Origin of the sequence: Paenibacillus melissococcoides (assembly GCA_944800085.1) — a bacterium.
In the GTDB taxonomy this organism is placed as follows: Bacteria; Bacillota; Bacilli; order Paenibacillales; family Paenibacillaceae; genus Paenibacillus_B; species Paenibacillus_B melissococcoides.
In genome coordinates, this window is sequence record CALYLO010000001.1 from 252,114 (window position 1) to 265,947 (window position 13,834).

Annotated in this window: 11 protein-coding genes; all 11 read left to right on the plus strand. The window is 57.8% G+C overall.

Annotated features, from left to right (window positions below):
• The first annotated feature begins 187 nt into the window (after positions 1 to 187).
• A complete protein-coding gene (locus tag OCY70_RS01130; protein ID WP_213428033.1) occupies positions 188 to 1,375 on the plus strand; it encodes an anhydro-N-acetylmuramic acid kinase in 1,188 nt (395 codons plus the stop codon).
• A gap of 70 nt (positions 1,376 to 1,445) precedes the next feature.
• On the plus strand, positions 1,446 to 2,858 hold the full coding sequence (locus OCY70_RS01135) for a serine hydrolase domain-containing protein (protein ID WP_249725003.1): 1,413 nt from the start codon (positions 1,446 to 1,448) through the stop codon (positions 2,856 to 2,858).
• A 1,006-nt stretch (positions 2,859 to 3,864) separates the two neighbouring features.
• Positions 3,865 to 4,626 carry an IclR family transcriptional regulator gene (locus tag OCY70_RS01140; RefSeq protein WP_213428032.1) on the plus strand — a complete coding sequence of 254 codons (762 nt, stop codon included), beginning with the start codon at positions 3,865 to 3,867 and terminating at the stop codon, positions 4,624 to 4,626.
• A 75-nt stretch (positions 4,627 to 4,701) separates the two neighbouring features.
• Positions 4,702 to 5,712 (plus strand): ABC transporter permease, encoded by a 1,011-nt coding sequence (locus OCY70_RS01145; RefSeq protein ID WP_213428031.1) that lies wholly within the window; start codon positions 4,702 to 4,704, stop codon positions 5,710 to 5,712.
• Between the two features lie 95 nt (positions 5,713 to 5,807).
• The gene (locus OCY70_RS01150; RefSeq protein WP_249725008.1) at positions 5,808 to 6,674 is read left to right on the plus strand and encodes an ABC transporter permease; all 867 of its coding nucleotides are present in this window, start codon (positions 5,808 to 5,810) and stop codon (positions 6,672 to 6,674) included.
• 41 nt (positions 6,675 to 6,715) lie between these two features.
• On the plus strand, positions 6,716 to 8,323 hold the full coding sequence (locus OCY70_RS01155; protein WP_213428058.1) for an ABC transporter substrate-binding protein: 1,608 nt from the start codon (positions 6,716 to 6,718) through the stop codon (positions 8,321 to 8,323).
• A 43-nt stretch (positions 8,324 to 8,366) separates the two neighbouring features.
• A complete protein-coding gene (locus OCY70_RS01160; RefSeq protein ID WP_213428030.1) occupies positions 8,367 to 9,626 on the plus strand; it encodes a M20 family metallopeptidase in 1,260 nt (419 codons plus the stop codon).
• Between the two features lies 1 nt (position 9,627).
• Positions 9,628 to 10,608, plus strand: a complete 981-nt coding sequence (locus tag OCY70_RS01165; RefSeq protein ID WP_213428029.1) for an ABC transporter ATP-binding protein — start codon at positions 9,628 to 9,630, stop codon at positions 10,606 to 10,608.
• Positions 10,605 to 11,567, plus strand: coding sequence for an ABC transporter ATP-binding protein (locus OCY70_RS01170; protein WP_213428028.1), 963 nt, complete (start codon positions 10,605 to 10,607; stop codon positions 11,565 to 11,567). Before OCY70_RS01165 ends, OCY70_RS01170 begins: the two co-directional genes overlap by 4 nt.
• Before the next feature lie 107 nt (positions 11,568 to 11,674).
• The gene (locus OCY70_RS01175) at positions 11,675 to 12,619 is read left to right on the plus strand and encodes a DUF1177 domain-containing protein (protein WP_213428027.1); all 945 of its coding nucleotides are present in this window, start codon (positions 11,675 to 11,677) and stop codon (positions 12,617 to 12,619) included.
• 65 nt (positions 12,620 to 12,684) lie between these two features.
• Entirely contained in the window at positions 12,685 to 13,386 is a 702-nt protein-coding gene (locus OCY70_RS01180) for an AroM family protein (protein ID WP_213428026.1), read from the plus strand.
• Positions 13,387 to 13,834: the final 448 nt, after the last annotated feature.

The window sequence follows — 13,834 nt, forward strand, 5'->3', positions numbered from 1 at the left end:
TATTTCAATCGCGTATAATAAAGCTAACTTGGAAATGCTTCATTCATCCACTTTCTCATATCACCCCGCAAGAATAGCCTGCCCCTGTACAACGAATGTGCTAAACTCCGCTTTTACTTTATATGGTTACTATAAGTGTCAATTGCATCGTGCCGTTTTGATTTTCGAATGGGAGGGGGAGATAACGATGCGGATTGTCATGCCGAACCGCCCTTATCGGACCATCATTGGCCTGATGTCAGGCACGTCGCTGGACGGAATCGATGCCGCCGTTGTCCGGGTGCAAGGAAGCGGGACCGGAACGGAAGTCGAGCTGCTGGCGTTTCATTGCATCGAATATGATGCTGAGCTGCGCGGCAGGATAAAGCGATTATGCGGAAAAGAGCAATCCGATGCCGCCGACCTCTGCATGATGAATGCTTATCTGGGGCAGCGGTTCGCGGCGGCCGCCCGGGAAGCGGCAGACGCTGCCGGGATCCCGATGGAAGACATCGATCTGGTCAGCTCCCACGGGCAGACGGTCTGGCATCAGCCGATGGCGGATAGCGAAGATCCATATTGTGTTCCCTCCACGCTGCAAATCGGAGATTTGTCCGTCATCGCGAAGCTGACAGGGCGGCCCGTGGTCGGGGATTATCGCCCCGCCGACATGGGCGTCGGGGGCCAGGGGGCCCCGCTTACCCCCTATGCGGATTATATCTTTCACCGCCATGAGCGCATGGGCCGCATTGCCCAGAATATCGGCGGGATCGGGAACTGCACGGTCGTTCCGCCCGGGGCCGATGCGAATCAAGTAGCTGCCTTCGATACCGGACCAGGCAATATGCTGATTGACCAGGCCGTCTACCGGCTGTCGGAAGGGGCGCTGGCCTATGACCGCAATGGCGGCTGGGCCGCCCAAGGCCAGGTGAGCGAAGCATGGCTGTCTGAGCTGCTGGAGCATCCTTACTATGCCCAGAAGCCGCGGAAGACGACGGGCAGAGAAATGTTCGGCGAGGCATATGCCACGGCTTTGATTCACGACGGTCTGCAGCGGGGCTTGCCGGCTGCCGATATCGTGGCGACCTTCACGATGCTGACGGTTCGGACCATCGCGGGCGCATATCGGGACTTTATATTCCCTGAGCATGACATCCATGAAGTGATCGTCAGCGGCGGCGGGGCCCGCAACGAGACGATGATGAGGTGGCTTGCGGCGGAGCTGCCCCAACAGCGGGTCCAGCGCTCCGATGAGGTTGGCTTGCCTGCCGATGCGAAGGAGGCGATTGTCTTCGCCGTGTTGGCGAATGAATTTGTGCACGGGATCGCGAATCAGCTCCCTTCCGTTACCGGAGCGTCGCGTCCAACCGTCATGGGCAAGCTTGCCCTTCCGTGAACTCCGAGGCGGAGCATGAATGACATTGAACGGAGTTTGCTATCCGATACGACAAGAAGGGGGTTTTTCCATGAAAAAATGGGATCTGTCGGCAGCCGGGCAGCTAGGCCTGTGCGAGGAAGGACTGCAAGCCGCTTGGACGCCGCTCGATAACGCGATAGAGCAGGGAATTATCCCCGGGGGCGTGGCTCTTATTGGACGCCGCGGCCATGTGGCGGCTTATGCCGCCGGGCATGCGTTCCTCAGCGAGGATCGTTCCATTCCGGCCAGCGTGGAGACGATCTATGACTGCGCGTCATTGACGAAGGTCGCCGTCACGCTGGCGCTCATGCTCATCTTGATGGATCGGGGCCAAGTTCGGCTTGCCGATCCGGTGGCGCAGCATATCCCCGCATTTGGAACCGCGGGGAAGGCAGAGGTTACGATCGGGCAATTGCTGGCCCATACCTCGGGCTTGCCCGCGCATCGCGATCTGTATTCGCACGGCTGGACGCCGCAGCGGATCCATGACGCGATCTGCGCGATGGAACCGGACTATCCGCCAGGGACGCGCTGCGTCTATAGCTGCCCGGGTTATATGATCCTCGGCGGCATTATCCGGCAGCATTTCGGGCGTCCGTTGGAGGAAGCGGCCTGGATCGAGGTGCTGCAGCCGCTCGGAATGACGGCGAGCCGGTATAACCCGCCGCCGGAATGGAAGCCGCGCATCGCGGCGACAGAATACGATGCGGCGCTGGGCGAGTACCGCTGGGGCTTCGTGCACGATGAGAACGCCTATGCGCTTGGCGGGGCGGCGGGCAATGCGGGGCTGTTCTCGACCGCCTCGGATCTGCTGCGGTATGCCCGCATGTGGCTGGCCTTGGCAGGCAGCGCCAGTTCCGCGGACAGCGCGGCGAACGCTTCCTTAAGCCGCTCCCGGACAGAGGATGGCCCGGAAGCCTTCATATTGTCGCGCGAGGCCGTGAAGGAAGCGCTGCGAAGCCATACCCTTGACATACCGGGAGCGAATCGGGGGCTGGGATGGGTGCTGCACGGAGACCCGGCCGATGTTGGCGGGGAGGGGGTGTCTCCATTCAGCTTCGGCCATACGGGCTTCACCGGAACGAGTCTCTGGATCGATCCGGCGCAGGATCTAATTTTAATTCTGCTGACGAACCGCGTACATTACGACCGGGGCAACTCGATCGCGGCGCTCCGCCGGCAGTTCCACGAGGCAGCCGTAGCGGCCATACAGAACTCATACCTATATGAAAACCTTGGGAAGTACATCCAAACCATGCGAAGTACATCCAGAACCTGGCGAGTACATCAAATCCTTGGCAAGCGCATCCGACGGGATGCCGGCCAGGGATTTTTTTGCTGGCGGCCGGGCTTTGCCGAAATGATTGAGCAGCTTGGCTTGGACACACAGAGAGCGCATCTATTGCGGCAGCTTACATATTGGCGGATTGCGTCTGCTCACCAGAAGGTGGCAGTGCAATAGAATGGCGCACTTCAGCAAAATGTGGCTCTTCAGCAAAATGTGACTGTTTGCCAATGTGGTTGTTCAACAGATTTCGGGAGGGAAGACCATTCAGCATCGGATGAGTTACGGCAGTTGGATTGGCGCACGTTGAGATAAACGGCAATGGGTCTGTCGAAACCAGGTCCAATGTATCTGTCAGGTCTTTGATCCACTCTTCCCTCGGTTCAGAAAGAGAAAGCACACGCTGGCACGACAAGCGGCAGGAGGCGAACCGAAACGATGGAGCAGGCGAGCAAGCAGTAGGACCAAGTAGTTGAATCCAGAAGACGGAATAGCAAAAATGTGGTGCCAACGAAGGTTCCCCTTCAGCGCGCCCCTGAACCGATGGGAGTTTGCCTATAAGGCGGCAGGTGGGCAAGCCACTGCGGCTCTCTGAATCGATGGGATAGTGAAGCTAAGGAAGAAAACGTTGCATGTACCGGACCGAGTTTCTGCACCGATGGGATATTGAGCCTAAGTGGGAGAGAAGCAACCTCCCTTCGCATACCTGAACCGATGGGAGACGGCCTATAAGGCAGCAGGTGTGAGCCATCCCCAAGCCAGCTTCTGAATCAATGGGATAGTGACGCTAAGGAAGAAAATGCAGCATGTACCCGAACGAGTATCTGATTCGATGGGATAGTGAGCCTGAGAGGAGAGGAGCAATCTCCGGCGCGCCTCTGCGCCGATGGGATAGTGAATCCGAGTGGAGAAGAAGCCACCTCCCCTTGGCGCGCCCCTGAGCCAGGGGCCCGGGCCTCCTCACAGGCATTACATCAAATGTAAGGTATGTGCTTCCATAATATACATATGTACACTATGAGAGGACATCGAAACCGCAGTGTCCGCATAGTAAAAACAAGGAAAAATAGTTGTTGATCTTTCGTTCGCATCGTTTATAATGATGAAAAATTATTTATAGAAACAGTGTATCTATTATCGGTACAGTTGCCTTGCTGAATTAAAAAGGGGAAGAGGTGAGGAAGTGTCGCTCAAGACGCTGGCCAAATCGCTTGAATTGCTCGATTGCTTTACATCGGATCATCCGATATGGGGGGTACGTGATTTAGCGAAGAAGCTGGGAATGCACCACTCGGTCGTGCACCGCATCGTAAGTACGTTTGAACAGCACGGCTTTCTCATTCAGAACAGAGACACGCAGAAATACCACCTCGGCTTGAAGCTGCTGGAGTACGGCAAGGTTGTCACCGAGCAGCTCAATATCCAGCAATATTTTCAGCCGATATTGAAGGAAATTGCGAATTTGACCGGAGAATCGGTATACCTGAATATGCTCGAAGGGAAGGAGGGCGTCTGTGTATCCATCGTCCTCAGCTCGAAGGATATTCAATATCTGATTCCGGTCGGCGACCGCTCGCCGCTGTATGCTGGAGCGTCGCAGAAGGTGATGATGGCCTATCTATCCGAGGAGCTTCAGGAGGAAATCATCCAGGAAGGCCTGACGGCCGTCACTTCCCGAACGATAACGAATCCGCTCCGCTTACGGGCCCAGTTGGCGCAAATCAAGGAGGAGGGCTGGTGCATTTCCGTCGGGGAGTATACGGAAGATGTCGTCGGCATTTCCGTCCCGATGCTGGACAGTCATCGCCGCATTCTTGGCTCCATTACGATTGCCGGGCCAAGATACCGGATCGACGACGAGAAATGCGAGTCGTACTTGCGTATTTTGATTGACCAAGTCCCTTTAATACGTCAAAGCTGCAATATTATATCGCATATGTGGTAATCAGGGTTCACATTTTTACACAGCCGCACTTTATTTAGATAATGAGATACCGCTTTAAAGGGGGAGGGGTTGCTCTTGCTACAATTCATTACTCGACGTCTGTTGTACCTCATTCCAAGCTTGCTCGGCATCGTGCTCATCACGTTCATTCTGTCCAGAGTGCTGCCGGGCGACCCTGCTCTGATGATTGCCGGAGAACAAGCGCCGCAGCATGTGGTGGAGAACATTCGCGCCCAGCTCGGGCTGAACGAGCCGCTGTACGTTCAGTTCGGCGCTTATATCAAGCAGCTGGCCCAAGGGGATCTGGGGATCGCCTGGCACACGGGACACACAGTGCTGGAGGATTTCGCCGTCCGTCTCCCGGCCACGATTGAGCTTGGCTTCGCCAGTCTGTTGATTGCGTTGTTGGTCGCGATTCCGGTAGGCATTGTGGCCGCCACGAAAAAAGAATCGATTGTGGATCACATCTCCCGCGTTTTTTCACTAATCGGCGCCTGCATGCCGGTCTTCTGGCTGGGACTGCTGCTCATCCTGTTTTTCTATTCCAAGTTCGGCATTGCGCCCGCTCCTATGGGCCGAATCGGCGGAGATATCCTCCCGCCCACTCATATTACCGGCTTGTATCTGGTGGACAGCTTGCTTACGGCGGATTGGGTCGCCTTCAAGCAATCCTTATCCCATCTCATTCTTCCGGCCATTTGCCTTAGCGCCGGCACGATGGCCATCATCGCCCGCATGATGCGTTCCAGCATGCTGGAGGTCATCGGCCAGGATTATATCCGAACGGCCCGAGCCAAAGGGCTCAACGAGCGTTCCGTCGTGTACAAGCATGCTCTGGCCAATGCGTCGATTCCGACGATTACGATGGTCGGTCTCCAGATCGGCTACCTGCTCGGGGGCGCGGTCATCACGGAAACGATCTTCGCCTGGCCCGGGGTCGGAAGCTATGTCACGGAGTCGATTCTCGCGACAGATTACGCCCCGATTCAGGCGTTCACGCTGCTAAGCGCCGTCGTATACAGCGGCATCAATTTGCTGGTCGATGTCATCTATGGCTTAATCGATCCGCGCATTCGCTATGAATAATCCATCTCTCATGTCATGACATCTTAGGAGGTGCAACCGTGATGAAAGCATCAACCTCATCGTCCGCTGCAATCGCGGCGGCGAGCGAGACGTCCATGCTGCAGGAGTTCTGGCATGGGCTGCGGCAGTGGAGCAAGCTGTTCCTTCGCAACAAGCTTGCCGCGCTCGGCCTCTTCCTGATCGTGCTGTGGACGCTCCTGGCTATCGCCGCGCCGCTGGTCGCGCCCTATGCGCCGGATGCCACGCAGTTGGATGCGAAGCTGCAAGGTCCGAGCGGGGAGCATTGGTTCGGGACCGACCAGTTCGGCCGGGATATTTTCAGCCGTGTCGTCTACGCGGCGCGCATCTCGATCTGGACCGGGCTTATCGCCGTCGGAATTTCCTTCTTCATCGGCGTTCCGCTCGGCGGCATCGCCGCTTATTACGGCGGCTGGATCGGGAATGTGATTATGCGCGTCATGGATATTTTTCTGGCGTTCCCTTCGCTCATTCTGGCGATGGCGATCGCGGCCGCCATGGGCCCCGGCCTCGTCAGCGCGATGATGGCCGTTGGCGTCGTCGGCATTCCGGAATTCGCCCGTCTGATGTACAGCCAGACCATCTATTTGAAGGAGCGAGAATTCGTGGAGGCGAGCCGTTCCATCGGGGTCAAGGACGGCACCATTCTGGTCCGGCATATTTTCCCGAATGCGCTCGCGCCGCTGCTCGTCCGCATTACGCTCGGGATGGGCTTCGCCATCTTGACGGCGGCGAGCTTGAGCTTCCTCGGTCTCGGCGTGCGCCCGCCGCTGGCGGAGTGGGGGGCGATGATATCCGAAGGCCGCGAGTACATTATTACCGGCGAATGGTGGCTGGTCACCTTCCCGGGGCTTGCCATCGCAACAACGATTCTTGGCTTCAATCTGCTTGGCGACGGACTGCGTGACGTCCTTGATCCGCGGCTGCGCACAAGCCGGAAATAAGCGATATTTTTCAGACGAATATTCAGGGGGAGGAAACAATGATGAAACGAAGCAACTTGACGATGGCTCTTGTATTGACACTCATCTTGGCTCTGGTTGCGGGCTGCGCGCCGAAGGCGAACCAGTCCGGGGGAGACAGCGCCGCCGGCTCGGGCGAACAAACGAACGCAACGGGCAGCGGCTCCGGCAGCAAAACGCTGACCGTCGCCTATTCCGAAGGCGGGCAGACGCTCGATCCGGCGGAAGCGAACGATCTGACGTCGGATACGCTGGTGCTGTCCACGTATGATCAGCTTGTCACGTACGGCGTCAAAAACGTAGATGGCGCGGATATCGCCGCCACGGAAGAAATCAAGCCGATGCTGGCCGAGTCATGGGACGTATCCGATGACCAGAAGACGTATACGTTCAAGCTGCGCCAGGACGTGAAGTTCCATAGCGGCAATCCGCTCGATGCGGATGCGGTCGTGTTCTCGCTCGATCATATCAAAAACTCGAACTCGGGCGGGTTCCTGTATCAGCAAGCCTCCATCGAGTCGTACCGCAAGGTGGACGACCATACGGTGGAAGTGAAGCTGGAGCGCCCGAACCATATGTTCCTGCAAATTTTGGCGATGTACTCCTTCTCCGTCATCGATCCGAAAGCGATCGAAGGGGATCCGAGTGAATTTCTGAAGACGAAGACGGCGGGTTCCGGGCCATTCAAGCTGGAGAAATGGGATCCTTCCTCCGAGGCGGTATTCGTGGCGAATGACGATTACTGGCAGGAGCGCGCCAAGCTGGACAAAGTCGTCATGAAGTTCATGAAGGAAGCTTCGTCCCGCACGATGATGCTGAACAAGGGCGATATCGACCTGGCTATGGAGTTTCCGCCGAAGGATGTCGATACGCTGAAGCAGAACACCGGGCTGACCGTGCGCTCTGATGCGAGCAACCGCATTTTGTACATGGGTCTGAACAATAACATGAAGCCGTTCGACAATCCGAAGGTGCGCCAGGCGATCGCCTACGCGATTCCGCATGATGCGCTTCTGAAGGATGTCATGTACGGACAAGCCAAGCAAATGAAGAGCATCGTGGCAAGCAATACGCCGGGTTTTTCCGATAATGGCTACGAGTATGAATACAACCTGGACAAAGCGAAGGAACTGCTGAAGGAAGCGGGCTACGAGAATGGCTTCTCGTTCGACTTCACGCTCGGCTCTGGCTTCAAAGACTGGGAAGACGCCGCCACGGTCATCCAGGCGGAGCTGAAAAAGATCGGCGTCACGATGAACATCAACAAGCTGGCGCGCGCGCAATTCCTGGAACAGCTTCGCACCGGCAATGTGCAGTCCTTCATGTCGAAATGGACCTCTTTCGTCAACGATCCGGAATATCATCTCGGCTTCCTGGTAGATAGCGAGAGCTCTTCCAACTACGTGCATTACGATAATGCGAAGGTCAATGAACTGCTGGATCTGGCGGCTATCGAGACGGACATGACGAAGCGCAATGCCATGTATGATGAGATTCAGGGCTTGATCAATGCGGACATGCCTTATGTGTACATGTACGAATACAACCGCCTCGTGGCGTTCAACAACGACGTGAAGGGGTACATTTTCTTCCCGGATGAATGCTTGCGTTTTTACCCGCTTTCTAAATAAGAGATAACGATCGCAACGGATATAGATACAGGAGGGGATTACGGTGAACGAATGGAAGCAACGCTGGATAGACGAAGTGGAGCAGCGCCAGGACGAATTGCTGGGCTTGTGCTCGAAGCTGATTCAATTCCCGACGGAAAATCCGCCTGGAGACTCGCGTGACATCAGCCAATTCATTATCGACTACTTGGCCGAGGTCGGCATCGAGACGAAGGTGTATGACGCCGGGGATAACATGCTCAATCTGATTGCGGCGATCGGCGATGAGTCCGCGTCGGAACGTCATTTGATCTATTGCGGCCATACCGATGTCGTGCCGGCAGGCGACCGCTCCCGCTGGGACTTCGACCCGTTCTCCGGCGAAGTGCGGGACGGCTATGTGCTGGGACGCGGAGCCAGCGACATGAAATGCGGCTTGGCCGGGCTCATCTTCAGCGTCAAGCTGCTGAAGGAGCTGAATGTTCCGCTCAAAGGCAGACTGTCGCTGCTGATCGTGCCGGATGAGGAGACCGGCGGCCATCTCGGCGTGCCGTGGGTGTTCGAGCGGAAGCTGATCCACGGCACGGCGGCGGTCATCGCCGAGCCGTCGCATCCGCTGCATCCGACCATCGGGCAGAAGGGAAGCTGCTGGTTCAACTTCACGGTGACAGGCACGCCGGGTCACGGCAGCCTGTCGCCTATCCTCGGCGACAATGCGATTATGAAGGCGGCCGCAGCCGTTCAGGCGCTGCAGCAGCTGCATCATTATCCGGTGGAGCTGCCGGAGGAAGTGAAGGATATTATCGAAGTGACGAAGCGCTATATCGCGGAAAAAGAAAATGCCGATTTCTCCGCTATTATCGATCGCGTGTCGGTCAATGTCGGCCTGATCGAGGGCGGAACGAAGACGAACGTCGTGCCTGACCGCTGCACGGTCAGCGTCGATACCCGCCTTCCGTTCGGAGTCGAGCCGGCTCAGGTGCTGGCCGAGGCGAAGCGGCTGCTGTCCGAGATCGGCATCGAGACGGAGCTTCATCCGGAAGGCTTCCAGGGGCGGGCCAACTGGACGCCGCCGACGGATCCGATCGTGGAGGAGCTCGTGCAGCATATTTGCGACGTGAAGCAGGAAGAAGGCTACGGCGTCCTGCAATGGGCTTCCAGCGATGCGCGGCATTTCCGCCGCGCCGGCATTCCGGTGCTGCAATACGGCCCTGCCGATCTGTCCACCATTCACGGCTTCAATGAGAAGGCGCCGGTGCAGGACGTGGTGGACGCGGCCAAGGTGTACACGCTGACGGCGCTCAGCTACTTGGGTGGTGAGTAAGATGGAACCGGTGCTGGCAGTCGAACAGCTGGAAACGGAGTTTGTTACGAACGGGGGCGTCTTCAAGGCGGTGGACGGCGTAAGCTTCCATGTGCACCAAGGCGAGACGCTCGGCGTTGTCGGCGAATCGGGCTGCGGCAAAAGCGTCACCTCCCTGTCCATCATGGGTCTTCTCCCTAAGAAGATTGGCCGGGTGAAGGGCGGACGCATTCAGTTCCATGGGAACGACCTGCTGCAAGTCCCGGAAAAGCAAATGAGGTCCATTCGCGGCAACCGGATCGCGATGATCTTCCAGGAGCCGATGACCTCGCTCAATCCGGTGTTCCGGATCGGCGATCAACTGGCCGAGGCTATCCAGCTTCATAAGAAGCTGAAGCGCAAGGAAGCGATGCGGCATGCCGTCGACATGCTGCGCAAGGTCGGCATTCCGCATCCCGATTCGGTGGCGCAGGAGTATCCGCACCAGCTCTCGGGCGGGATGCGCCAGCGGGTCATGATCGCGATGGCGATGTCCTGCAATCCGGAGGTGCTGATTGCGGATGAGCCGACGACGGCGCTGGACGTGACCATTCAAGCGCAAATTTTGGATTTGATGCGGCAGCTGCAGGAGGAAGAGAAGACGTCCATCCTGCTCATTACCCACGACCTCGGGGTCGTCGCCGAGATGTGCCACCGCGTCGTCGTCATGTACGCGGGGCAGGTCGTGGAGGAGGCGGATGTGGACACGCTCTTCGAATCGCCGCAGCATCCGTATACGCAGGGGCTGCTGGCCTCGCTGCCGCAGCTCGCCGGGGAGCAGGAGCGGCTGGAGTCGATTCCCGGCACGGTGCCGAGTCCGCTGCAGATGCCGCCGGGCTGCCGCTTCGCCCCGCGCTGCAAATACCGGACGGAAGCGTGCGATCAGGCGCAGCCCGCGCTGACGGACTTGGGCGGGGGGCACCGTTGCCGCTGTCTGCTCGTCGAGAAGGGGGTGGCGCGATGACGGCATTGCTGCAAGTGCGCAATCTGAAAAAGCATTATCCGATTCGCAAAGGTCTCCTCAATAAGCAGGTCGGCTCCGTGAAATCGGTGGATGGCTTGAACTTCGATATCTATGAAGGCGAGACCTTCGGCATCGTCGGCGAATCCGGCTGCGGCAAGTCGACGACGGGCCGCTCCGTCTTGCGCCTGATTGAACCGACGGAAGGCGAAATCTGGTTCCAGGGACGCAACATTATGGCGCTCTCTCCGAAGGAGCTGCGCCAGCTTCGCCCCGAGATGAGCATGATCTTCCAGGATCCGTACGCGTCGCTGAATCCGCGCTGGACCGTGCAGCGCATCCTGGAGGAGCCGCTGCAGACCCATCTGCCGATCCGGTCCTCGGAGCGTAAGCGGCGGGTGCAGGAACTGATGGAGCGGGTAGGGCTGTCGGCATTTCAAGCGAACCGTTTTCCGCATGAATTCTCGGGCGGCCAGCGGCAGCGCGTCGGCATCGCCCGCGCCCTGGCGCTCAACCCGAAGTTCATCGTCTGCGACGAGCCGGTCTCGGCGCTGGACGTCTCGATTCAGTCGCAGGTGCTCAACCTGATGCAGGATTTACAGGAGCAAGAGAAGCTGACCTATATGTTCATTTCTCATGATTTATCGGTCGTCAAGTTCCTGTGCACGCGGGTCGGCGTCATGTATCTCGGCAAAATGGTCGAGCTGGCGCCTAAGGGCAAGCTGTATGCAAATCCGCTCCATCCTTATACGAAGGCGCTGATGTCGGCGGTGCCCGTGCCGAACCCGAAGGCGAAGAAGGAGCGCATCGTCTTGTCCGGCGAAGTGCCGAGCGCCAAAAATCCGCCGCAAGGCTGCGCCTTCCACCTTCGCTGCCCGATTGCGTCGGAGCGCTGCCGCACCGTCCAGCCGGAATGGCGGGAGGCGGATGAAGGGCATTGGGTGGCCTGCCACCATATCTAAGGCAGGCCCGTCTAAGGCAGGCCGGCAGAGAGGCTGACAGGTTGCGCTGCAACGTAACTATGATGATATCGACAACTATGACATCGAGCGGAAAAGGAGAGAAAATCATGGCTTTACTGCAAACGTTGCGAATCTATGAAGCGGTAGACAATGCATTTACATCCGGCGAGGCGGTGAAGGAGCTGTTCAAGCCTTATCCGCTGGCCGACGTAAGCGTGCAGCGGGTTCATGGCGAGAAGGGATTTACGGATTTCATCCGCATCCTTATCCCGGGGACGGAAGGCAAGCGCGGGGGCGGACAAGCGCCGAGCTTCGGCATCGTCGGCCGGTTAGGCGGCTTGGGCGCCCGGCCGCAGCGCATCGGGCTCGTCTCCGACGGCGACGGCGCGATTGCGGCGCTGTCGGCCGCATTGAAGCTCGCCGACATGAGCGTGAAGGGCGACCGGCTAAAAGGGGATGTATACATTACGACCCACATTTGCCCGGACGCGCCTACCTTGCCGCATGAGCCGGTCGATTTCATGGATTCGCCCGTTGATATTGCGACGATGAACGAATACGAGGTGCTGGACGAGATGGAAGCGGTCTTGTCCATCGACACGACGAAAGGCAACCGCGTCATCAATCATAAAGGAATCGCCATTTCCCCGACGGTGAAGGAAGGCTATATCCTGCGCGTCAGCGATGATCTGCTTCGCATCATGGAGATGACGACCGGACAGCTTCCGGTCACGTTCCCGGTGACGACGCAGGACATTACGCCGTATGGCAACGGGCTGTATCATATTAACAGCATCCTGCAGCCTTGCGTCACGACCGCCGCGCCGGTCGTCGGCGTCGCGATTACCGCGCAATCGACCGTGCCCGGCTGCGGGACGGGAGCAAGTCATGAAGTCGATATCGCGCTCGCCGCGCGCTTCGCGGTGGAGGTCGCCAAGGAATTCACGAATGAAGTCTGTTCCTTCTATAATAAGGAAGAGTTCGAGCATATGCTTAACCTGTATGGGCCGATGAATGCGCTGCAGACGTTGGGAAAAACGGTGCAATCTTAGACCCTGTATGATCATGCAACGTTTTGCTTAATGCCCCGCCGCAAGAGAGAAAGGAGGCAGCCGGGATGGAACGAAGCGGCAGCCGGCAACGCGTCAAAATAGGTCTCATTACGATAGGACAAGCGCCGCGAACGGATGTGCAGCCATTGATTGAGCGCTGGCTGGCGCCTTGTGCGGATGTTATCCAGCTTGGCGTGCTCGATGGCATGGCGCCGGCGGAGATCGAGCGCGAGCTTGGCCCGCAGGAGGGCGAATTCGTCCTGACGACACGGCTGACCGACGGTCAAGCCGTCGTCTTGTCCGCGGCCAAAACGGAAACAGCAATGCAGCGCTTGATTGACGAGTGCGAACGGCAGGGCTGCCAAGTGATCATTCTGCTCTGCACCGGCGCCTTCCGTCATCTTGCCGCTGAACGAGCCTTATTGATTGAACCGGAACGGATACTGACGCCCGCGATTGCGAACCTGGCTGGCGGGACGCAGATTGGCTTGATCATTCCGCTGGCGGAGCAAGCGGAGGAAATGCGCCAGAAATGGGGCGCGTTCGGCGCCTCGATTACGACGGCAGCCGCTTCTCCCTACACGGCGACGCGGGAACAGCTTGCGGCCGCCGCACAGGATCTGAGAGCTGCCGGGGCCGGAATCATCGTGCTCGATTGCATGGGATACACGCTAGAGCATCAGCAGATCGCCAGACAGGCGAGCGGATGCTTCGCGCTGCTCTCGAGCAGCTTGCTGTTCAAGCTGATAACAGAATTTTGTGAATAAAGGGTAGAACGAGTGGAATCAACAGATGATAACCGCCTGTTGCTTGCGGAAGCGAGCAGCGGGCGGTTTTTTGAGTTGCCTGTTACTTGCACTTACCTGCTCTAAGGCCGCTCTATTTTGGAAAGGATGTACCTTCTCCCGCTCTTAGCTTCACTATCCCATCGGTTCAGACAGGGGGGAACACCTCGGAATGATGACACTTCTAAGTATAGACAGTAAGTATGTATAGGCAGCAAGTATGTATAGCAGCAAGTATGTATAGGCAGCGAGGAATGCCTGTCCCGCCGACACGATGGCAGTGTTGCGGCACGGGGGAAGAGGAGCTCTAGATGCCCATTTATATAGTTAGAAAAGAATCAGGATTCGCCTCGGCCGCTTCTGAACGAATGCGAGAGTGGATATAAAGAAGAAAACAGCGCCTGCACCCGGCGCTGAGTCGATGGGATAT